20 protein-coding genes are annotated in these 20,338 nt (G+C 57.4%); 7 read left to right on the forward strand and 13 right to left on the reverse strand.

Going from position 1 to position 20,338, the window contains the following annotated elements:
* Nucleotides 1–393: hypothetical protein (locus ACJ8PL_RS14810; protein ID WP_442531246.1), on the reverse strand; the 393-nt coding region annotated here is incomplete at its 3' end.
* A gap of 36 nt (nucleotides 394–429) precedes the next feature.
* On the reverse strand, nucleotides 430–1,440 hold the full coding sequence (locus tag ACJ8PL_RS14815) for a LacI family DNA-binding transcriptional regulator (RefSeq protein WP_097102031.1): 1,011 nt from the start codon (nucleotides 1,438–1,440) through the stop codon (nucleotides 430–432).
* A 317-nt stretch (nucleotides 1,441–1,757) separates the two neighbouring features.
* Between ACJ8PL_RS14815 and ACJ8PL_RS14820 the strand changes: the two genes are divergently transcribed.
* The 3 genes from ACJ8PL_RS14820 (at nucleotide 1,758) to ACJ8PL_RS14830 (ending at nucleotide 4,876) form a co-directional block, all read left to right on the forward strand.
* Entirely contained in the window at nucleotides 1,758–2,681 is a 924-nt protein-coding gene (locus ACJ8PL_RS14820; RefSeq protein WP_033640306.1) for a substrate-binding domain-containing protein, read from the forward strand.
* 67 nt (nucleotides 2,682–2,748) lie between these two features.
* The gene (locus tag ACJ8PL_RS14825) at nucleotides 2,749–3,924 is read left to right on the forward strand and encodes a Gfo/Idh/MocA family protein (RefSeq protein WP_097102035.1); all 1,176 of its coding nucleotides are present in this window, start codon (nucleotides 2,749–2,751) and stop codon (nucleotides 3,922–3,924) included.
* A gap of 10 nt (nucleotides 3,925–3,934) precedes the next feature.
* Entirely contained in the window at nucleotides 3,935–4,876 is a 942-nt protein-coding gene (locus ACJ8PL_RS14830; protein ID WP_016927715.1) for a sugar phosphate isomerase/epimerase family protein, read from the forward strand.
* A gap of 63 nt (nucleotides 4,877–4,939) precedes the next feature.
* On the opposite strand, the gene ACJ8PL_RS14835 is transcribed toward ACJ8PL_RS14830, so the two are convergent.
* Nucleotides 4,940–6,025 (reverse strand): NAD(P)-dependent alcohol dehydrogenase, encoded by a 1,086-nt coding sequence (locus ACJ8PL_RS14835; RefSeq protein WP_016927716.1) that lies wholly within the window; start codon nucleotides 6,023–6,025, stop codon nucleotides 4,940–4,942.
* 245 nt (nucleotides 6,026–6,270) lie between these two features.
* Nucleotides 6,271–6,585, reverse strand: a complete 315-nt coding sequence (locus ACJ8PL_RS14840) for an ArsR/SmtB family transcription factor (RefSeq protein WP_016927717.1) — start codon at nucleotides 6,583–6,585, stop codon at nucleotides 6,271–6,273.
* A gap of 185 nt (nucleotides 6,586–6,770) precedes the next feature.
* Here ACJ8PL_RS14840 and ACJ8PL_RS14845 point away from each other — a divergent pair, with 185 nt between their 5' ends.
* Together ACJ8PL_RS14845 and ACJ8PL_RS14850 are read left to right on the forward strand one after the other, a co-directional pair.
* The gene (locus tag ACJ8PL_RS14845) at nucleotides 6,771–7,193 is read left to right on the forward strand and encodes an MAPEG family protein (protein WP_079449712.1); all 423 of its coding nucleotides are present in this window, start codon (nucleotides 6,771–6,773) and stop codon (nucleotides 7,191–7,193) included.
* Nucleotides 7,190–7,567, forward strand: a complete 378-nt coding sequence (locus ACJ8PL_RS14850; RefSeq protein WP_079449711.1) for a thioredoxin family protein — start codon at nucleotides 7,190–7,192, stop codon at nucleotides 7,565–7,567. Before ACJ8PL_RS14845 ends, ACJ8PL_RS14850 begins: the two co-directional genes overlap by 4 nt.
* Here ACJ8PL_RS14850 and ACJ8PL_RS14855 read toward each other — a convergent pair.
* From ACJ8PL_RS14855 to ACJ8PL_RS14875, 5 genes are all read right to left on the reverse strand, one after another.
* Entirely contained in the window at nucleotides 7,527–9,062 is a 1,536-nt protein-coding gene (locus ACJ8PL_RS14855; protein ID WP_016927720.1) for a phospholipase D family protein, read from the reverse strand. The genes ACJ8PL_RS14850 and ACJ8PL_RS14855 overlap by 41 nt on opposite strands.
* A gap of 177 nt (nucleotides 9,063–9,239) precedes the next feature.
* Nucleotides 9,240–9,416, reverse strand: coding sequence for a hypothetical protein (locus tag ACJ8PL_RS14860; protein ID WP_197724949.1), 177 nt, complete (start codon nucleotides 9,414–9,416; stop codon nucleotides 9,240–9,242).
* Nucleotides 9,409–12,519: an efflux RND transporter permease subunit gene (locus tag ACJ8PL_RS14865; RefSeq protein WP_240294065.1), complete on the reverse strand. Its 3,111-nt coding sequence runs from the start codon at nucleotides 12,517–12,519 to the stop codon at nucleotides 9,409–9,411. Before ACJ8PL_RS14865 ends, ACJ8PL_RS14860 begins: the two co-directional genes overlap by 8 nt.
* Nucleotides 12,516–13,625: an efflux RND transporter periplasmic adaptor subunit gene (locus ACJ8PL_RS14870; RefSeq protein ID WP_079449708.1), complete on the reverse strand. Its 1,110-nt coding sequence runs from the start codon at nucleotides 13,623–13,625 to the stop codon at nucleotides 12,516–12,518. Before ACJ8PL_RS14870 ends, ACJ8PL_RS14865 begins: the two co-directional genes overlap by 4 nt.
* A gap of 74 nt (nucleotides 13,626–13,699) precedes the next feature.
* Entirely contained in the window at nucleotides 13,700–14,314 is a 615-nt protein-coding gene (locus ACJ8PL_RS14875) for a TetR/AcrR family transcriptional regulator (protein ID WP_016927723.1), read from the reverse strand.
* 156 nt (nucleotides 14,315–14,470) lie between these two features.
* On the opposite strand from ACJ8PL_RS14875, the gene ACJ8PL_RS14880 reads away from it, so the two are divergent.
* On the forward strand, nucleotides 14,471–15,367 hold the full coding sequence (locus ACJ8PL_RS14880; RefSeq protein ID WP_442531247.1) for an NAD(P)/FAD-dependent oxidoreductase: 897 nt from the start codon (nucleotides 14,471–14,473) through the stop codon (nucleotides 15,365–15,367).
* Between the two features lie 41 nt (nucleotides 15,368–15,408).
* Here the strand turns inward: ACJ8PL_RS14880 and ACJ8PL_RS14885 are convergent, their stop codons facing one another.
* The 4 genes from ACJ8PL_RS14885 to ACJ8PL_RS14900 all read right to left on the reverse strand — a co-directional run bounded on the left by ACJ8PL_RS14885 (nucleotide 15,409) and on the right by ACJ8PL_RS14900 (nucleotide 19,276).
* The gene (locus tag ACJ8PL_RS14885; RefSeq protein ID WP_016927725.1) at nucleotides 15,409–16,200 is read right to left on the reverse strand and encodes an AraC family transcriptional regulator; all 792 of its coding nucleotides are present in this window, start codon (nucleotides 16,198–16,200) and stop codon (nucleotides 15,409–15,411) included.
* 357 nt (nucleotides 16,201–16,557) lie between these two features.
* Nucleotides 16,558–16,875, reverse strand: a complete 318-nt coding sequence (locus ACJ8PL_RS14890; RefSeq protein WP_015377878.1) for a cupin domain-containing protein — start codon at nucleotides 16,873–16,875, stop codon at nucleotides 16,558–16,560.
* Nucleotides 16,876–17,108: 233 nt separating this feature from the next.
* Nucleotides 17,109–18,026: a phosphotransferase enzyme family protein gene (locus tag ACJ8PL_RS14895; RefSeq protein WP_162883463.1), complete on the reverse strand. Its 918-nt coding sequence runs from the start codon at nucleotides 18,024–18,026 to the stop codon at nucleotides 17,109–17,111.
* A gap of 77 nt (nucleotides 18,027–18,103) precedes the next feature.
* A complete protein-coding gene (locus ACJ8PL_RS14900; protein WP_228988389.1) occupies nucleotides 18,104–19,276 on the reverse strand; it encodes an MFS transporter in 1,173 nt (390 codons plus the stop codon).
* A gap of 181 nt (nucleotides 19,277–19,457) precedes the next feature.
* Here ACJ8PL_RS14900 and ACJ8PL_RS14905 point away from each other — a divergent pair, with 181 nt between their 5' ends.
* Entirely contained in the window at nucleotides 19,458–20,327 is an 870-nt protein-coding gene (locus ACJ8PL_RS14905) for a LysR substrate-binding domain-containing protein (RefSeq protein WP_016927730.1), read from the forward strand.
* The last annotated feature ends 11 nt before the right edge of the window (nucleotides 20,328–20,338 follow it).

Raw genomic sequence — 20,338 nt, forward strand, 5'->3', positions numbered from 1 at the left:
TGCCGGGTTCACTTTCTGCAGTATCCCGCGTTCATCGACACACAGTCCGCTGTAATAGCTCGACTCACCACAGCAGACATAGCTCCGCCAGTTTTTACGGTGCAGCGCCACCAGGTAAAAAATGGGCGCTGGTTTGTCCAATCGACTAACCGCTTCGCTATGTACTTCATTCCAGGGGTGGCCCACTTTACTGAGCAGAAATTGAAATAGCGGCGTGTAATCCATTCCATGTTGTATCCGCCCATGCATGCTTTCACGCAGCGGCAACTGCTCATCGTCCGCCTGTTTGCCATGGCGTCCCCAACGGTATTCACCACCGCTGGCGATGGGTCCTTTGGATGTAACGCTTTCTCTTCTATAGAGTTTTTTCTTTGTATCGCGACGAGTTCTCATCAAACCTCAAAAGTGACGCCGTCACTCAAAAAAGCCTCACGCCTGTTTATCTCCCAAATGCGACCGCCGAACCCGCAATTCCCCGTGCCGCCAGGCGCCGTCTGCCGTGGCGCGATTGTCGATCAGGCGATTCAAGGCTTCTTCGACAAGCCGGTCGATGCGTTGGCTGTAGCTGGTCAGCGCCCAGTTGGCTGAGCCGGCCTCATCGATATCGTCGAAGCCCACCACGGCCATCGCGGACGACGGCGCCGTTTGCCTGAGCGCTTCGAGCGCCCCCAGCGCCAGCACGTCGTTCTCGCAGAACAGCGCCTCAACCCGCTCGCTTTCCGGCGTTGCCTGCAGGTATTCGCTCATCAGTTGGAAACCGCGTTGGCGATCGTAGTGGCCGGCGGTGAGCACCCGATTCAACTGAAAGCCGGCGGCCATCAGCCTGTCGCGGTAGCCTTCCATGCGCAGTAAATGACTGCTTTGCGTGTCCGGCCCCTTCATGTAACCAAAGCGCCGATGCCCTTGCTCTATCAGCAGCGCAGCGATCTCTTCGCCGGCGCGGTAGCCGTCGATATTGACCACATCAATGTGTTCGCTTTCCGTATTGCGGCACACCTGCACCAGCGGGATCTGATGCAGATCTTGCGCGATCGCCGCCCACTCTTTGGTTAACACCGTCGCCAGGAACAGAATGCCATCGACCTGCAGCTGGTCGGCCATCGCCATCACCGCCCGGTAGTTTTCGCCCGCGGTGATGTTCAGCAGCAGCGCCATATAGCCGCGGGTTTGCAGCTGTTTGGTGACCATATCGAGCATCATCATCGAATGCGGGTTCTTCATCTCGTCGATGGCTACGCCAATGATGTGCGTGCGTTTTTGCGACAGGCTGCGCGCCAGCAGGTTTGGCCGATAGCCCAGCTCGGCGGCCGCCGCCAACACGCTTTCACGCGCGTTGTCCGAGATCGACGCACCAGGCGTAAAGGCGCGCGATACCGTCCATTTAGAGACGCCGGCCTTTTCGGCGACGTCGCTGGCGGTGGCTTTGTGGTGTTTTATCATGGTTGCGTCGATCCCTGCTTCGGTGAAGTCAAACTATACCCTGCTCGCTCAGATCCCCTAAGCGCCTGTCGGCATATCTGCTGCAATTATGTATCGTTTTTGCACCCGATTGCAATTTGTTGTGCAATCGGGTGCAAAGCGTAAAGAGTTTGTGATCGTCCGCGCTGTTTTCACCTTTCCCCTGTTGACCAAATTTTATCCATGGCCGACATTCACGGTGGCATTCAGAGACTCGTCGCCGTTTTTCCTTCTGATTTGCACCCGGTTGCAAAAACGTTGTTTTTACATAACACCTCTCTTCTCAACAGGATACCGTAATGAAAAAAACCAGACTGTTGTTGATGTTAGCCTGCTCGCTGTTTGTCATGACCGCTCAGGCCAAGAGCTATCAGGTCGGCGTGGCGCTGGCCAATTTCGATCTCAACTTCGTCTCCATCCTGCGCAGCCAAATGGCGCGTGAACTGGCTGCGCAGCAGCTGCAAGGCCAGTTCGTCGATGCCAAAGGCGATGTCGCCCTGCAGGTGCAGCAGGTAGACGATCTGATTAATCAGGGCGTGGACGCCATTATCCTCAACCCGGTCGATACGCAAGGCGTCCAGCCGATGATAGCGGCCGCCAAACGCGCCGCTATCCCCCTTATCTTCGTCAACCGCAAACCCGAAGTGCCGCTGAGCGGCGCGACGGCCTACGTCGGCTCCGATTCGGCGCTCAGCGGCCGCCTGCAGATGGAGGCCCTGGCGAAAAAAATGAATTACCGCGGCAACGTGGCGATCCTGATGGGCGCCCTCTCCAACGAAGAAACCCGCGAGCGCACCCGCGCGGTGGAAGCGGTGATCGCCAAACACAAAGAGCTGAAAGTGGTAGAGAAACAGACTGCGAAATGGCAACGCAATGAAGCGGTCGACGTGGTCTCCGGCTGGTTGCTGAACGGCGTACCGATCGATGCGATCGCCGCCAACAACGATGAGATGGCCATCGGCGCGATCATGGCGCTGAAGCAGGCCAAAAAGAACGGCGTACGGGTTGCCGGTATCGACGGCACGCCCGACGGCCTGCAATTTATCAAAAACGGCGACCTGGCAGTGACCATTTTCCAGGATGCCAAAGCCCAGGCGATCGGCGCGGTGCAAGTGACCCGAGCGATGTTGGATCACGCCAAAACCGAGTCTTACAACTGGGTGCCTTATGCCACCGTGACGCGAGAAAACTACCCGCAATTTGCGCAGATGAACCAGAAATAAACCGTTGCCACTCTCTTTTTCAACCCGCTTTGCACCCGAGTGCAAAGCCACGGTGTCAGGAGTCAGCATGTTAAATGGTGAAAGAAGCATCCCTCGCCCGCTGCGTTGGGCGATGATCGGCGGCGGCCGGCTCAGTCAGGTGGGCTACAAGCACCGTTCCGGCGCACTGCGCGACAATACCGCCTATCGGCTGGTTGCCGGCGCTTTTGATATCGACGCGGCGCGCGGGCGTGAGTTTGGCGTCAATCTCGGCGTGCCCGCCGAACGCTGCTATGACGACTATCAGCAGTTGCTGAAACAAGAGGCCAACCGCGAAGATGGCGTTGAGGTGGTGACCATCGCCACCCCTAACGGCACCCACTATGAAATCACGCGCGCCGCGCTGAATGCCGGCCTGCATGTCATCTGCGAAAAACCGCTGTTCTTCACTACGGCGGAGGCGAGAGAAATCAAGGCGCTGGCGGCGGAGAAAGGCCTGATCGTCGGCGTAACCTACGGCTTCTCCGGGCATCCGCTGCTGATGCAGATGCGCGCCATGATCGCGAACGGCGACATCGGCGAAATACGCATGGTCGAATTGCAGTACACCCATGGCTTCAACGCCAACGAAAGCGCGGACACGTTCGAGGCGCAAAAGTGGCGCGTCGATCCGAAAATCGCCGGCCCCTCCTTTGTGCTGGGCGACATTTCCACCCACACCTTCTACATCTCACAGCTGGTCATGCCCGACATGAAAATTGCCTCCCTGCTGTGCGATCGCCAGAGCTTTATCCCTTCCCGCGCCCCGCTGGAAGACAATGCCATGGTGCTGATGCACTACGAAAACGGCGCCGTCGGGCGCATGTGGGCCTCCGCCATCAACGCAGGCGCGATGGACAGCCAAAGCATTCGCGTGGTGGGCTCACGCGCCAGCCTGCAATGGAGCGATTCCACGCCCGGCGAATTGCGCTATGAGATCCAGGGGCGGCCCAACCAAACGCTGCACCACGGCATGCCCTATCTGGACGACAGCGCGCTGGCCGAAGAGCGGCTCGGCGCGTTGCATACCGAAGGGCTAGCCGAATCCTGGGCCAATATTTACCTCAAGTTCGCCATCGCCATCAGCGCCAGTCAGCGCGGCGATCGGCAGACGCTGGCCGCGCTGATCTATCCGGATATCGATGCCGGATTGGAAGGCGTGCGCTGGATTGAAAACTGCGTTCGTTCCGCCGGCAACGGCGCCACCTGGGTTAATTACCAATAAGGAAAGCACCATGAAACTTTCGTTCTGTACCGACAGCCTGGGCCATTTACCCTTCGAACCGATGCTGGATCGGCTGCTGGAGCTGGGGGTGCGCGGCGTGGAGATGACCACCGGCGGTTGGTCCCCGGCGCCCCATCTGGATACCGAGGAACTGCTGGCCAACCCCGCCAAACGCCGGCAGCTGCAGCAAGCGCTGGCCAGCCGCGGCATGGAGATCGCCGCGCTCAATGTCTCCGGCAATCCGCTCGATCCGGGCGAGCTGGGGCAGCGCCATCTGCGCCAAACCGACAATACGCTGGAACTGGCCGGCCTGCTGGGGGTGAAGAAAATCGTCATGATGAGCGGCCTGCCGCCGGCCAGCCCGCATGACACCGTCCCCAACTGGATCACCTATACCGTCAGCTGGCCGCCTACGGTGAAAAACTGTCTGGACTATCAATGGAATGAGGTGGCGATCCCCTATTGGCAGGCGCTGGTCGCCCGAGCCAAAGCGTGCGGCGTCGAGCGCTTTGCGCTGGAAAACTTCAGCGCCATGCTGGTGTGGAACCCGGAAACGCTGTTCCGGCTGCGCGAAGCCGTTGGCCCGATGGTGGGCCTGAACCTCGATCCCAGCCACTTGATCTGGATGGGCGCGGATCCCATCGCGGTGGCCCGCGCCCTTGGTCCCGCGATTCACCACGTACACGGCAAGGACGTGCGCCTGGAGCGCGGTGTCGTCGAAGTTAACGGACTGCTGGAAACCAAACCGATCGACGAGGTGGCCGGCCGGGCCTGGAACTATGTCGCCGTCGGCTGCGGCCGGGATCTGCAGTGGTGGAAGGAATTCTTCTCGGTGGTGCGCATGATGGGTTACAACGACTGGGTGTCGCTGGAAATGGAAGACTTGACCATGTCGGTCGATGCCGGCATCGCCTCTTCCGTTCAGGCGCTGCAGCAGACGATAAGCAGGTAACACCAGGCGCAGCCGGTTGCGGTCGCTGCAGTCGCTGCGCCAGATTCATCCTGCGTTGCACAGTTACGGCGTTATCGCCAACTTAATCACGCCATCGCGCTTTTCAGAGAACATATGATAAGCCTCGGCAATATTCTCCAGCTGAAAACGATGCGTCACGAACGGTGTGAGATCCAAACCGCCATGCTGAATGACGTTCATCATTCTGCGCATCCGCTCCTTGCCGCCGGGACACAGAGCCGTACGAATCGTATGATCGCCCAGCCCATAGGCAAACGCCTCGACAGGCAATTGAATATCGTCGCTATAGACGCCAAGGCTGGACAATGTGCCACCGGGTTTTAAGACACGCAGCGCCTGATTAAAGGTGGCCTGCGTCCCCAAACACTCGATGCTGGCGTCCACACCACGCCCCGCCGTAATCTTGAATATTTCATCAATCACATCGGTTTCCTTATAATTCAGCAAGACGTTTGCCCCCATCTTTCCCGCCATCATCAGCTTTTCGGGAGAGCTGCTGACGGCAATAATCAGGCTGGCGCCCTGCAGGCGAGCGCCCGCAGTGGCGCATAAACCGATCGGTCCTTGGGCGAAGATGGCCACCGTGTCACCAATTTTAATGTTGGCATTTTCCGCGCCTTTAAAACCGGTAGACATCACATCCGGGCACATCAGCACCTGTTCATCTGTCAGACCGTCCGGTATGAGCGCCAGATTGGCTTCAGCATCAGGCACCAGTACATATTCAGCCTGGGCACCGTCGATAACATTGCCGAAGCGCCAACCCGCCGTGGCTTTATAGCCGTGGCAGCGACATTCGGGTAAATAAGAACCGTCCTGGGCGGGAAATCCATCCTGACAGGCATAAGACGTGAACGAGGGACAAATGGCGCCGGCCAATGCCCGCTGCCCTTCTTCGAAGCCTTTAACATTGCTTCCCAACTTTTCAATAATGCCGACCGGCTCATGGCCAATGGTCAACCTGCGCGGCACCGTGTATTCTCCCTTGAGGATATGAATATCCGTGCCGCAGATTGTCGTCGTGGTTATTTTGAGCAAGGCATCGTTGGGGCCAGGGGAAGGAATAGGTTTTTCAATGAGTTCTATTCGCCCCTTTTCGATAAAGGCGGCGGCTTTCATCATGCGCATGGCGGAAGATCCTTTGGTTTCTGCCGAAGTGGCTACAGAAAAGAATAATCCAATCGGTCATTTTTTCCGATTTTACTGCCTTGGGAAATAATTAAAAACGCCAGTAATCTTTATCGGTAAATAATATAAAAAATATAATTCAATAAAATAACATCCAATAAACTCTGCTTTATCACTCTGCCGAAAAACACGGCCAATTTATATCGACAGACGCTGCATCATTTCTCTTTCCAAAAACGCCCTGTTCACTTCGGCGCGTAAATCTCTCTGAGCGTGGCGATCACTTTCGCCACGTTTGGGTCATCGATGCGGTAAAACAGGGTTTGCGCTTCGCGTCGGTACGTTACCAGACCTTCATTGCGCATTTTCGCCAGATGCTGCGACAGCGCCGATTGGCTGAGCGGCACCAACTGTTGTAGCTCCCCCACGGCAATCTCATCGTGTTTCAATAGCAGGCAAAGCACCAGCAAGCGGTGTTCATTGCCTATCGCTTTCAACAGCCTGGCGGCTTCAACCGCTCCGTCGATCAAAAAGGGATCCTGCTTAGCTTTTGCATTCATGGTCAATCACCGGCCCGTCATCATTCAGCCGCATTATAGCGGCTTTCAGGCGCTGGCACAGCATTACATTAGCATTTATTAAATTAGGTATTGCTAATTTATGTAATACTAATATAACCTTGTGTTCAAGCCGATTGGCTCTCCCTGAGGCCGCCGGCCTTCCCCTACACAAGTGAGAATGCGTTATGAATATGCCAACCCTGGTGCTGCTGGCGTTTGCCGGCTGGACATTATTGATTCTATTCGGCACCGTCGGCGTTTATCGCTGGTCCAGAATTTTAACCGGCCGCGCCACGGTCAGCGAATGGCAAGCGAACAAACCGCAGGGCAGCGATGGCTACCAGCGCGCCATTGCGGCGCATCGCAACTGCATTGAGAATTTGCCGGTTTATACGGCCCTCGTTGTGGCGATAGCCGTATTTCAGGTGGAAAGCACAACGCTGAATGTCTTGTCTCTGGTCCTGCTCGGCGCGCGCATGGCGCAGAGTCTGGTTCACATCGGTTTCGAGCAGACGGAAAACGTCGCCACCTGGCGCTTCGTTTTCTTTTTCACACAAATCGTCACGATGTTTTGGATGGGGATGGAGATCGTCAGGAGCCTGCCATGACGATCACGAACCTGGCGGAGCCCCATGAGGTGACCCGTTTCCTCTATGACGCGGACAAACCCGAGGGGCAGCGGGCCATCCTCTACTTTTCCGCATCCTGGTGCCGCCCCTGCCAGAATATGCAGGGGATCGTTGAACAGCTGCACCGTCACGCCAACGAGATCGCCTTCGGCAGCATTGACGTCGCGCAGGCGCCGACGCTCGCCCCTGCATTCGGCATCAAATCCGTGCCCTCCCTCGCCCTGTTTGAGGATGCGCGCCTCATCGCAATCATCGCGGGCGAGGTTCCCTTGCAACGGTTGACTCAACGGGTGGCGGCGGCATTCGCCGCCGTTACAACATCCACTCGATCGGCAGCCAGCCGGCCACGGTGAGAACGATGCGTTTTACCCAGCCGGCGCCGGGCTCTTGTTGATGCACCTCGGTGTGGCCGTCTTCGAAGGCTTCGTTCCACACCATTTTGCCCTTGGGCGTCAATGTCGGCCGATAGGCGGCATACTCGAGCGGGCCATCAAACAGTTGACGGGTGTCGGCCGCCAACGTCGGGCTGTCGATCAAGAATCCCATTTCGCAGTTCAGGTGCGCCGAGCGCGGATCGAAATTGAACGAACCGATAAACACCCGCTTATCGTCGATGGCGAAGGTTTTCGCGTGCAGCGCCGCGCCGGACAGCCCTAGCGGTTTAAGCTCCTTGCGCCCCGTCGGTTGGCCGGCGCGCAATTTCAACTCGAACAGCTCCACGCCCGCCTGCAGCAGCTCACGTCGGTATTTGGCATAGCCCGCATGCACCACCAGCACGTCGGTGGTGTTCATCGCGTTGGTCAGCACGCGGATGGACTTCCCCTGTTTGGCAAGCGATTCAAAAAAGCTTGCCCCTTCCCGGCCCGGCACGAAATAGGCGGAGACCAGATCCAATTGCTGGTTGACGCCGCCGATGATCTTGCTGAGCTGCGTCACCATCAAACGATCGCGCGAAGCCCTACCCAACCCTTTCGCCGGATCGTCGGCCACCAGCTCGACCTGAGTGAATTCCGGCTGCACGGCGCCATCGCGAAAACGCACCGCACTGGTTTCCAGCTGCACCGCCAGTTTGCGGGCCCGGTCGCTGCTTTCGGTCGCGGTGGCCTGCGTCAGGAAAGCAGAAAGATTGCCTTTGCCTCGGATAATTTGCTCAACGCCAAACACCGAAGCGCTGTTCCAGTAGCGATCGAAGACCTCGGCGGTTTCCGCCACCACGTTGCCGACGCTCAACACATCGAGATCGAGGAAATAGTTTTCGTCGCCGACCTGGAAATACTCGTCGCCGATGTTGCGGCCGCCGATGATCGCCACAGCGCCGTCGACGATATAAGACTTGTTATGCATGCGCCGGTTCATGCGCATAAAGTCAAAGGCGTAGCCGGCCAACTTCGGCGTGCGCACGGTTGATGGGTTGAACAGACGGATCTCGACGTTTTTCTGGGCGTTCAGCGCCGCCAGGGTCTCGTCCATGGCGACGCCGTTATCATCCAAGAGCAGCCGCACGCGCACGCCGCGCTGGGCGGCGTCATACAAGGTTTTCAGCAGGATCTGCCCGGAGGTGTCGTTATGCCAGATATAGTACTGGGCATCGATAGACCTTTCCGCCATCCGCGCCAGCGCAAGGCGGCTGGCGAACGCATCGTGGCCGCTGACCAGCGGCACCACGCCGCTCAGGCCGGGATGTGCCGCCATCTGTTCGGCGGCCCGTGCCGGCAATAGCGCGGTAGGATCCGCCGGCAGCGCCGCCTGCGGCGAACGCTGCGAAATATCCGGCAAACGAAAGATGACTCTTGCCGCAATAATGGCGATCGTCACGGCGATAATCAGATACACGACAATTTTTATCACGGGAAGCGGCCTCGGAGGTTGACTGCTTTGCTTTATACGTCATTAGGTTGCTTCAATCTATAGGAGAAGCGCGCTATGCGCGAGGTCCGCTTGGAAAACGAAAAAATATCTTACGGTACTATCAAAATCATGCCAGTTGCGCCGTATTGCACAACTGGCACATCTATCGGCTTGAATTTACTCCCGCTTAGGCATGCTCCTTAAATGACGAACATCCATTTCTGTCAGCGCAACGCCATTGATATACCTGACGGTACCAAATACCTGACAACCTCTGGCTTTAAAAGCCAAGGCGGCAGCCCCGCCAATGCCTGATGAAACGCCGGTAATCAGAACGGCTTTATGTTCAGACATTTTTTAATCCTTCAGACGTGGAATGGTTTTCGGTTGGCAAGGTTGCCGTTGGGCTCTTTATCCGGAACCAGATGGCATACATAGCAGGCAGGAACACCAGCGTAATAATGGTCCCACCCAGTGTCCCGCCTATCAGGGTATAGGCCAGGGTTCCCCAAAATACCGAGTGGGTTAACGGGATAAAGGCCAGAATGGCCGCCATCGCCGTCAGCAGTACAGGCCTGGAGCGCTGTACCGTTGCCTCAATGACCGCATGATAGGGTTCAAGCCCTTCCTGCTCGTTGTGATGAATCTGCCCGATGAGGATCAGCGTGTTGCGCATCAAGATCCCTGACAGGGCAATCAAACCAACCAGCGCATTGATGCCAAAGGGCTGGTTGAAGAGCAGCAAGGTTGGCACCACACCGACCAGCCCCAGCGGTGCGGTCATAAAGACCATCACCATCGCCGACATCGAACGCACCTGAAGGATAATGATCAGCAATGTCATGGCTATCATGATAGGGAATAACGGCACCATCGCTTGGGTCGCTTTCCCTGACTCCTCAATAGAGCCAGCCTGTTCAACCCGGTATCCATTCGGAAGCGTTGTGATGATGGGCTGCAGTTGTTTGAAAATCGCAGTGGAGACATCAGGTGCCTGAAGGGATTCGGCGATATCGCCTCGCACGGTAATGGTTAGCATACGGTCGCGACGTCGCAGGACCGGGTCTTCCATGCGCACTTCGACCTCGCCAACCTGCGATAACGGAATACGCTGCCCGGCAGAACCGATCAGGGTGAAACCCTCTATTTTCGCCGGATCAAGCCTGATATCGCCGGCAGCGCGTCCCACGACCTGCACCGAACGGATATCTTCGCGCACCGCGGTGACCGGAACACCCGAAAGCAAGAACTGAAGCTGCTGGGCCACTGCATTTGACGTCAGCCCCACTGCCTGCAGGCGGTCCTGATTCAGGGTGAAATGCAGCGTTGGCACGCGTGAACCCCAATCCGTGTTGACCGTTCTCATCAGCGGGCTGGCCTGCATCACCATTTTCATCTTGTCCGCGATGCCTCGTAATACAGTCGGATCTGACCCTGTCACACGGAAGGCAACCGGATAGGGTGAATAGGGGCCAAACACCAGTTGGGTCACGCGAACTCGCGCCTCAGGAGCCAGTCCATCAGCCGCAGCCTGGCGAAGACGGAACTTGAGCGCCTCACGGGATCCCTCACTGTCCGTCAGGATAACAATTTTCGCAAAAGAGGGATCGGGTAGCTCCGGTGCCATGGCGAGATAAAAACGTGGTGCCCCTTGCCCGATATAAGCCGTCACGATTTTTGCTTCTTTCTGGTGCTTCAGCCAGTCCTCAATTTTCGTCACGGCGGCGCTGGTCTGTTCAATGGACGTGCCATATGGCATCTGGACGTCCACAAGGACCTCTGGCCGGTCAGACGTCGGGAAAAACTGTTTTTTCACCAGCGCCATGCCGAGAACCGCAACGGTGAATACCGCGACGACAGAAGCCGCGACCAGCCATTTTCGCGCGATGACCCGCGCCAGCAACTGACGAAAACGGTTGTAGCGGCGGGTGTTGTAGATAGCTGTGTGCCCCCCTTGAACCGTTTTGATATCCGGCAGCATTTTCACCCCAAGGTAAGGGGTAAACACCACTGCCACCACCCAGGAAGCAATCAATGCAATTCCCACAATCCAGAACATATTGCTGGTATATTCACCCGCCGTGGATTGTGCAAAACCGTTGGGCATAAAGCCAACGGCCGTCACCAGGGTGCCCGCCAGCATCGGCGCAGCAGTGTGGCTCCATGCATAGGCTGAGGCTTTGATTCGGTCGTACCCCTCCTCCATTTTCACCACCATCATTTCAATGGCAATGATGGCGTCATCCACCAACAACCCCAGGGCCAGGATGAGCGAGCCCAGGGTAATACGGTCGAAGTTTTTACCTGACGCCTCCATGACCACAAAGACGACAGCCAGCGTCAGGGGCACAGCAGCAGCGACCACCACACCCACACGCCAACCCATACTGAGAAAGCAGACCACCATCACGACCAGCAACGCGACGAAAAATTTGATCATGAACTCATCTACGGCGGAACTGATGTTAACTGACTGATCGGTGACTTTTACGAATGTCATGCCGAGTGGCATGTCCGCATTGATGCTGGCGGCTTCCTTATCCAGCGCTTTACCCAGCTCCAGACCATTCCAACCCTCACGCATCACGATACCCAGCAGAAGTGCAGGTTCGCCCTGATTACGCACCATAAAGGTCGCCGGATCTTCGTAGCCACGCTCGACCGTCGCCACATCGGAAAGCTTCAGCGTCCTCCCTTGCACCACAATCGGCGTTTCACGAATTTTTTCCAGTGTGTCAAAAGCCCCATCCAGACGGATAAAAACCTGCGGGCCACGGGTATCTATCGAGCCCGCAGGTGTCAGCACGTTCTGGTTGTTCAGGGCTGCAAAGATATCCTGGGCAGAGACCCCTAGGGTTGCCAGACGGTCATGGGAAAATGAGACAAATATCCGCTCGGCCTGCTCACCGATAATATTGACCTTTTTTACCCCGGGAACATGTAATAAGCGCTGGCGTAATGACTCGGCATCGCGCACCAGTAGCCGCTGTGGCTCTCCTTTCGCCTTCAGCGCAAAGAGCGCAAACGTGACATCCGAAAACTCATCGTTGACCATCGGTCCAGACACCCCTGCCGGCAAATTTTTAGCCTCGTCGCTGAGTTTTTTGCGTGCCTGATAGAACTCTTCCTGGACCTCTGAGGGGGGAGTGCTGTCCAGCAATGACAGCATGGTAAAAGCCAGACCGGGACGCGTGTAGGTCTCTGTGCGGTCATACCACTTGAGCTCCTGGAGACGCTTCTCCAGCGGTTCGGCCACCTGATCCTGCATTTCCTTAGCCGTTGCTCCAGGCCAGGCGGAAATGATGGTCATCTGCTTGACCGTAAAAGGCGGGTCTTCTGCGCGCCCCAGCCCAAGGAACGAGAGAATACCGGCAACGGTGATCAACAGGATAAGAAACAGCGTAACGGAGCGCTCGCGGACGGCGAGCGCGGAAAGATTGAAACGTCCGCGACTCATGGACGACTCCCGGCGACACGGATATCGCTCTGCTTCGCCAGCCGGACTGTTTCACCATCATGCAGTAGATGAGCGCCCAGCGCCACGACCTGTTCGCCAGGCTTAAGGCTGCCGGTGACGCTTGCTGCATCATCCCCGAGGCTCACGACCTGCACGGACCGCCATGTCACTCTGGCGGGATTTCCTGAAATGCTCCAGACCCCCGGGCCTTTACCCGCGTCAAAAACAGCCGCTAAAGGCACCTGCAGCAACGGCTGCGATGCTCTGTTCTGCGCAATATGGATGGTGACAGTGGCCCCCAGAGGGGCACCAGACAATGGACCGTCGAGCACGTACCTTGCTTCAAACGTGCGCGTCAGCGGATCGGCTGCATCAGAGAGTAACCGTAGCTTCGCAGAAACAGAGGGTGTATCGCTGCCGTACAGAGAGGCCTGTGCCACGCTTCCAATTACCGGGCGCAGCGTCTCAGGCAACTGGACGACCGCTTCGCGTTGTCCTGCCCTCGCCAGCCTGATAACTGGCTGTCCGGCACTGACCACCTGACCAGGTTCGGCCAGCGTATCCATCACCACTCCGTCGGCGTCAGCGACCAGGACTGCATAGCCCATGGCGTTTTGCGCCACATTCGCCTGCGCCTTGGCGGCACTGAGGTCAGCCCTGGCCGTCTCTGCGGCAGCCTTAACCTGATCGTAAGCGGATGCCGACACAGCGCCTGTGGTGACCAGACCGCGATAACGCGATTCATCATCCGCTGTCTGTCGGGCTCGCGCTTTTGCTGCTGCGACGGCCTGTTGCTGAGCCTGAGCCTGTAGGCTCAGATCAACCGGGTCCAGACGCATTAACGGCTGACCACGTTTCACGGCCTGACCGGTATCGACGAGACGTTCCAGGATTTTGCCTTGAACCCTGAAACCAAGATCGCTCTGAATTCGTGCAACAACCACCCCCGTAAAAGCACGGGAAAAGTCGGTTGCATTGATCGCTGCGGCAGACCTGACCAGAGGTGGCAGACTGCGTGGATCGCTGTTATCGGAAGCCTCACCGCAGGCCACAAGGGCAAACGGCAACAGACAGACAGCAAAGGTGACAGGTTTAAGTCCGAGCATGGGTTCCCTTAATGAATTAAACAGGACAGGAACCCATACTTATACTTGTGACTATTATTGTCAATGGTCACAAGTCAGGGTGACAAACTTCTCAGGATCAGTGATGGCAGCAATACCGCCGCTGCTTGGACGGTTTCCAAATTATATTGCAGCTGAACCGGGCTGATATAGGGACGCATGACCATAAAAATTGCATCCGCCGCCTCGTCCAGTGGCGTTTTTCTTTCAAACTCACCTGCCTGGCGCCCTTCAACAATGATCTGCTCAATGAGCTGCCGCAGGTGCTGCTCATGAGCTTGTGCTGAGGGCCATTTGTCACGCACAGCAACGGCCGCAATATCGTGCAACTTACGGTCATGAAAAAACAAATCGCAGCCAGATTCTGACAATGCCTTGAATAATCGCCTTATTTTCTCTGCGGCTGTCGGCGCATCCGCAATCGCTGCGTTGACAATGTCCCTTATGATCGCCAGCCGATTAGCGCAGATCACTTCTCCAATCGCCTGCTTGGAATCGAAAAATTTATAGATATAAGCTTTTGAAAAACCAATTGCTTTGGCGAGGTCGGAAACCGTTGTTTTTTCGTAGCCATAGTGACCGAAATGCTCAGTGGCCGCCTCAACGACCTGATCGCGGACACTGTGGTCGGAAGGTCCCCTGGAAGGAGTTTCATTCATCTGTTTAGTCATTTTCCCATCTTAGCCCAATGAAGCTCGGTTGACAACGAGTGACCAACTTGTAATATGGTCACAATCCTAAATACACTTGCGCTCTGACAGATTTTTCGCCGGATGATACAGCGACCCCGGGCACTCCACTGAATCAACAAAACGGAACATCTCACCATGAATAATGACGTCATCATCATCGGCGGCAGCTTTGCCGGTCTCGCCGCAGCCCTGCAGCTTGGCCGTGCCCGTCGCACGGTCACCGTTCTCGATACCGGCCTTCAGCGCAACCGCTTCGCTAACCGTTCACACGGTGTGCTCGGCCACGATGACAAACCACCGTCCGAGATCCTGGCCGCGGCGCGGCAGCAACTCGCGCGCTACCCTGCCATCAAGATGGTTAATGCCCGCGCGGACAGCATCTCCGGTACTATCGACAATTTCTCCGTCCTCACTGGCGATACTGAAACCCTACGTGCGCGCCGCCTGATCCTGAGCTATGGCATTGTTGACCAGATGCCTGACATTCCTGGCTTTGCTGAAGGCTGGGGCACATCCGTCATCCCATGCCCCTATTGCGATGGCTTCGAAGTTGCTGACCAGCATTGGGGCCTCGTCTGGTCTGGAGCGCAGTCGATGAATCAGGTCAGGCTGTTTCACGACTGGACCGACAGGTTGACTGTCTTCAGCAATGGACACGACATCCCTCCCGACATACGGACCGAACTGGCGGCCCGTCAGGTCCCTCTCGTTGATGGTCGGATCGCCGAAATCGCACGTCACGGGAGCCAGATTGCCACCATCAAGATCGATACCGGCACCGATGTCGCAGTCGATATTCTCTTCGCACATCCGCTTACCAGGCCGTCCACACACCTTCATGACGCACTGGGCCTCACCACGCTCAATACGCCAACCGGCATCGTCCTTAAGACCGATGAGCGCCACGAAACCAGTATGCCAGGCATCTATGCCGCCGGTGACCTTGCCAACGCCGGCATCCCCTCAGCCACCACGGCGACATGGCAAGGCGCGATGGCGGGTATCTTCGCTCAGCAGTCGATGCTCACTTGAGTGCAAGCAACAACGATCTCCAAGCGGCTCCTGCCATAAGGCTATAGCGTAAAGCGCGAAGGCGAAACGCCAAACAATTTTTTGAACGCCACCGAATAGGCGCTGTGACTCTCGTAACCGCTTTCGAAGGCGGCGTGGATGATCGAGTTGCCGGCCAGTAGCAGCGGAATGGACGACAGCAGCCGCAGACGTTGTTTCCACTGGCCGAAGGTGATGCCGGTTTGTTGACTGAAATGACGTTGAAAGGTCTTTACGCTGATCGACAGTGAATCGGCCCAGGCCTCAATACCGCGTTCGTCGGCCGGTGTGATGACCAACTGCCGGCAAATTTCGGCCATTCTCGCCTCTGCCGGCCAAGGCAGATGCAGCGCCAGCTGCGGCTGCAGGCTCAGTTCCTCCAGGAACAACGCTCTCAGCAGCGCATTGCGTTTGGTCTCCGCCCCTTCAGGCGCCAGCGTCGCCAACTGGGCGATCAGTTCTCGCAACAGCGGTGAAACCTGTAATACGCCGTCGCGCAGCGGCAAACGCGCGGCGGTGATTTCATCGACCAAAATCCCGTAAACGCAGATGTTGCTCTGCATGACGATCTGATGTTCTACCCCCGGCCGCAACCAAACCGCGGTGGTGGGCGGCACGATCCAGCGCCCGCTGCTCGCCTCGACCGCCATAACGCCCTGTTGCGAATAGAGCAAATGACAGCGTTTATGCGAGTGGTAAGGAATGACGAAGCCCGCCGGATAGTGTTTCACCAGCCCCGTCACCTCGAACGAGGAATTTTCGTGGCTGCTGAGGTCGATGCGTTTCGTTTCGGCGTTGTCGACTTCGAATCCCATGATCGTTTGTCCCTTTTGATAACGCGAATGTCTTTTATTTGATAGAGGGACCGCATGATCCTCCATATAGTGACGTTCTCGCAAGCCACACCAGGGGCCTTATGCGAAGAAACTCACTATTTACACCAAAATTTCATCGTTCTGCGTAAAACGGAGGCGATGACGTTGCGCATGCGCTGCGCGATGGCGGCTCGTTGCGGGGGCGACGCGGCCGAAAGTGATGGAGAGGGAAAGCGCGGTGGCATAAATCAGGAGGTGTATGCATCAATCAGCAGGTAGCTCGGCCTGGGGGGCGGCTTAATGCTGAAGGGATAGGGAGAGCGCCTAGGCTCTCCTCCATCCAACGTGGTTATCTCATCAACGGGCCAACTCGGCGCCGTCCAGCTCGGAAATCGCCAGACAAATCACTTCCGTGATGGCCTGTACCGTATAAGCGGTATTGGCAGGAATGATCAACATCTCATGGGGTTGCAACGTCTGATCGTCAACCTTCAGTTCACCGCTCAGCACCATCAGTTTCACCCAGCCCGGGTGAAAACGCGCCGGTTGCCGGCTGCCCGCATCCAGCTTCAGCAACGCCGTATGGCCAGGCGTCTCCCGTTTCAAAATGTGAAAGTGTACCCCATCGTAAGGCATGTTTTCGTAATGCAGTGACGCCAGTGTTCTCTTATGCATGGTAAGTGTCCTCGTGACCGGTGAGTAGCTGCTCCGCCTTCGGTCGCCGTAAAAACGATTGGCGGCTGTCCCTACCGAAAGCACAGGCTCGCAGCCTCTTGGCGAACGGATTAACTGTCGTACTTGCAGCGGCCCGATCGACCGCCGTTTCATGCCTAACCTGCCTCAGGCATGCTACTAAATATATAAGAGCCTCGCCGACGGCGCAAAAAACCGCTGCAACGTTGAGCGCATTACGGTGTTAATCCGTAGTCGGAAAGATTATCCAGCAGCTTGAACAGCGAGACGAACAGCGCCGTCTGCCGGGGATCGCGCCAGCCATCGGCAAAGTCCGCCATCAGCCACAGCACTTCGTCGAGAAACAGATGTTCCACTGCCTGATGCCAGCCCTGCAGTTCATCGGCCGTCAGCGTGACAGACTCGCCGTAACCCGCCAAGAACAGTCGCCATTCCCACACGCTGAAGACACGACCGGGGGCTGAAGCCAGGGTATTGTGGAACAGCAGCAGCACCAACGCCAGGTCAAATACCCGCGGTAAAAACAGCGCGTTATCGGGATCGATCAGCACCGGCCTATCCGGCGCGACATACACCAAGTTATCGGCTTTAAAGTCATAGGGCGTCGCCACACAAGGAAGAGCCTGTTCTTTCAGCGCCATCTGCCGTTCGGCAATCTGCAGCATGCGTGCTTTGAACGCCGTGATATCGAGAGTAATCCCCTGCCCAGCCGCATGGTCGGCGATCACATCCAGATCCGCCAAGATGTCTTCTTCAGTCAGCGCGTACTCGTCATAGGTCGTCAGCCCGGCGTTATGGTTTGTCGGAGACAGCGCGTGTATTCGACCAAGCAGCCTGCCGGCCGCCACGATCTGTTCATCGCGGCCTGCATATTTCTCTCCCGAGATAAAGGGATAAACCACCCACATGCTTCCCTCCATCTCTTGCGGACACGCCGTCGGCACTACGATATCTACGCCCTGATAACACAACTCGGCGAGATACGCCGCCAGCGCATGGGCTTCATCCGTCGTCGGACGGGTACGTTTCAGCACATGTTCCCCTATCTTATAAACCGGCGCATAGGGATAAAGACTGAGCGGCGGCTGTGTGGCATCCAACCCAAACTGAGCGGCAATCGCGGTGATATCCATCTTTTCACATTCCATTATCAATAAATCGCGCTGAGCGGTAACCTGATGTTTTCTCATTCATTAATGATGCCCGTGCCTCATTTCAAATGTTGTCGCCAAAGCAACCCTGCCGCCAGGCAGGCTACCCCGCCGCCGCAGGCCAACACGGCATAAGACGTGCCCCAGCTCTGGGTGGTATCCATCACGACGCCAAAGGATAACGGGGCGAACGAACCGATGCCGAACCCCAGCAACGATCGCCAGCCCATCACGCTACCGAGCTGTTGCGGCGGCACGTTGTCCGCCATCGCCGCCGACAGCACGCCGGAGTCGCCGAGAATAAAGAAACTGCCGATGCTGACGAACAGCAGCGTCCAGCCTGGCCCCCAGTTCGCCGACCACCCCATCAGCAGCGATCCCAACGCGCCCGCGGCGCCCATAAACATCAACACCGATGCACGATTGAAATAGTCGGAAACGGTGCCGACAATCAGCGTGGCGATCATGCCGGCCAGGTGGATCACCGCCGCGACGATCAATCCTGCGCTGAGCGGATCCAGAGAGAAAACGCTCAACGCCTCGCTGACCAGGCTGGGTGCCCAGGCCCAGTTACCGAGCAGTTCCCAGCTGTGAGCGATATATCCGATCAGCAACAGCAGGGTCGCATAGGTGATAGCATAGCTTTCTCGTTTCGTCTTCCTTCCCAGCGTGCGCGGTTGCGGTTCCTGATAACCGACCAGGGCCAACGAACCCGCCAGCGCCCCCAGTAACGCACCGGCGGCGCACAGGGAAAACGCCACGCCGGCGCCCCAGCGCATGGCGCTCCAACCGGCGATGAAAACCGACAGAAAATACCCCAACGAACTGGCCGCCAGGATCATGCCGATGGCGTAACCGCGTCGGGCCGGGCCGTTCATCCCCATCGCTAACAGCAGCGCCGGCGTATAGGCGCCGCCCTGCGTCAGGCCGACGAAGGCCATCAACACCAGCGCACCGATATACGAATGGGCAAACACGGCGAACAGCATCAGCGCACCGGCGCCCAGCCAGGAAAACAGCAGATACACGCGACGCGCGCCCAGCGAATCACACCACCAGGAAGCCACCAGCAACGCCAGGGCGTTGGTCAGGCTGAACACCGTCTGCACCGTACCGGCGGAGGCGGCGTCGAGCTGCCACTCGCTTCTGATGGTCGGCAGCGCGCCGGCAAACATCATGGTGCCCAGGCAGAGGCCAGCCCGGCTCACGCAAAGCAAAAAGAAAGCTCGCATTTCAGCGCCGCCTCCCTGCCAACCGCAGGGTGAGGATAACGCCATTAACACACATGACCGATAGCCAAAAGATCCGCATCATAAACTCAGCAATCAGAAGGAAATGCCTCATCATAGTGAGCAAAATCAACGGCTGACAAACGATCTTTCCTCCCTCATTTGGTTGAGCTAGACTCAACCTATGAAAAAAATCCACTCCCTGCCGCACCTGTCCGCTTTCGAAGCCGCCGCCCGTCTCGGCAGCTTCAGCGCCGCTGCGGATGAGCTGTTTCTCACCACCGGCGCAGTCAGCCGCCATATTCGCAGTCTCGAAGCACAGCTGGGGGTCACGCTGTTTTATCGCGGACACAAATCCGTGCGGCTGACGCAGGCCGGCGAGAATTTTTCCCGCACCGCATCTCGGGTGATAAGCGAACTGTATGCCGCGGAAAGCGCGCTGAAAGCGAGCGCCGGTCGGCAACGGCTGGTGGTGCACAGCCTGCCGACGTTCACCATGCACTGGCTGATGCCGAAACTGGCGACGTTCAACGAGATTCATCCGGAGGTCGCGGTTGATATCACCACCGCCACTGGGGCCGTCGATCGCAATATGCCGTTTGATCTGGCGATCAGGCGCGACCCCGCGCACTTCTCAGGGCTGAAGGCGATCCCTTTTTTGCAGGAAGACAGCCTGCTGGTCTGCAGCCAGAGCTATTTGCGCACCATGCCGATCGGTGCGCCAGACAATCTGGCCGGGCATACAGCCATTCGCATCCGCGCCCGGGAGGATTTGTGGCGCAGCTGGTTGAATACCTATCCAACGGCGCTGGACGCCTCGCCGCCGCCGCTAACGCTCGACCATACCTTCGCCGCCATTCAGGCGGCCGAAGACGGCCTGGGACTGGCCGTCGTGCCTTACCTGTTCTGCGCCAAACATCTGTCGTCCGGTCGGCTGGTGTCGCCCTTCCCGGCGTTGACGATTCGAACCGGCGTTTATTCCCTGCTGCTGCGCGATCGGGACGATGAGGTCGTGAGAAAGTTCGCCGCCTGGCTGCAGACGTTCCAGGCCTAAGCGCCGTATTG

The organism is Serratia sp. CY83965 (genome assembly GCF_052166375.1).
Taxonomy (GTDB): Bacteria; Pseudomonadota; Gammaproteobacteria; order Enterobacterales; family Enterobacteriaceae; genus Serratia; species Serratia marcescens.

What these genes read in the sequence shown, in the direction of transcription:
- ACJ8PL_RS14825 (WP_097102035.1), top strand. Translation starts at nt 2,749, where the DNA reads ATGTTAAATGGTGAAAGAAGCATCCCTCGCCCGCTGCGTTGGGCGATG.
- ACJ8PL_RS14895 (WP_162883463.1), bottom strand. Translation starts at nt 18,026, where the DNA reads ATGGATATCACCGCGATTGCCGCTCAGTTTGGGTTGGATGCCACACAG.
- ACJ8PL_RS14815 (WP_097102031.1), bottom strand. Translation starts at nt 1,440, where the DNA reads ATGATAAAACACCACAAAGCCACCGCCAGCGACGTCGCCGAAAAGGCC.
- ACJ8PL_RS14845 (WP_079449712.1), top strand. Translation starts at nt 6,771, where the DNA reads ATGAATATGCCAACCCTGGTGCTGCTGGCGTTTGCCGGCTGGACATTA.
- ACJ8PL_RS14875 (WP_016927723.1), bottom strand. Translation starts at nt 14,314, where the DNA reads ATGACTAAACAGATGAATGAAACTCCTTCCAGGGGACCTTCCGACCAC.
- ACJ8PL_RS14890 (WP_015377878.1), bottom strand. Translation starts at nt 16,875, where the DNA reads ATGCATAAGAGAACACTGGCGTCACTGCATTACGAAAACATGCCTTAC.
- ACJ8PL_RS14865 (WP_240294065.1), bottom strand. Translation starts at nt 12,519, where the DNA reads ATGAGTCGCGGACGTTTCAATCTTTCCGCGCTCGCCGTCCGCGAGCGC.
- ACJ8PL_RS14900 (WP_228988389.1), bottom strand. Translation starts at nt 19,276, where the DNA reads ATGCGAGCTTTCTTTTTGCTTTGCGTGAGCCGGGCTGGCCTCTGCCTG.
- ACJ8PL_RS14905 (WP_016927730.1), top strand. Translation starts at nt 19,458, where the DNA reads ATGAAAAAAATCCACTCCCTGCCGCACCTGTCCGCTTTCGAAGCCGCC.
- ACJ8PL_RS14840 (WP_016927717.1), bottom strand. Translation starts at nt 6,585, where the DNA reads ATGAATGCAAAAGCTAAGCAGGATCCCTTTTTGATCGACGGAGCGGTT.
- ACJ8PL_RS14880 (WP_442531247.1), top strand. Translation starts at nt 14,471, where the DNA reads ATGAATAATGACGTCATCATCATCGGCGGCAGCTTTGCCGGTCTCGCC.
- ACJ8PL_RS14850 (WP_079449711.1), top strand. Translation starts at nt 7,190, where the DNA reads ATGACGATCACGAACCTGGCGGAGCCCCATGAGGTGACCCGTTTCCTC.
- ACJ8PL_RS14885 (WP_016927725.1), bottom strand. Translation starts at nt 16,200, where the DNA reads ATGGGATTCGAAGTCGACAACGCCGAAACGAAACGCATCGACCTCAGC.
- ACJ8PL_RS14820 (WP_033640306.1), top strand. Translation starts at nt 1,758, where the DNA reads ATGAAAAAAACCAGACTGTTGTTGATGTTAGCCTGCTCGCTGTTTGTC.
- ACJ8PL_RS14860 (WP_197724949.1), bottom strand. Translation starts at nt 9,416, where the DNA reads ATGTCTGAACATAAAGCCGTTCTGATTACCGGCGTTTCATCAGGCATT.
- ACJ8PL_RS14830 (WP_016927715.1), top strand. Translation starts at nt 3,935, where the DNA reads ATGAAACTTTCGTTCTGTACCGACAGCCTGGGCCATTTACCCTTCGAA.
- ACJ8PL_RS14870 (WP_079449708.1), bottom strand. Translation starts at nt 13,625, where the DNA reads ATGCTCGGACTTAAACCTGTCACCTTTGCTGTCTGTCTGTTGCCGTTT.
- ACJ8PL_RS14835 (WP_016927716.1), bottom strand. Translation starts at nt 6,025, where the DNA reads ATGCGCATGATGAAAGCCGCCGCCTTTATCGAAAAGGGGCGAATAGAA.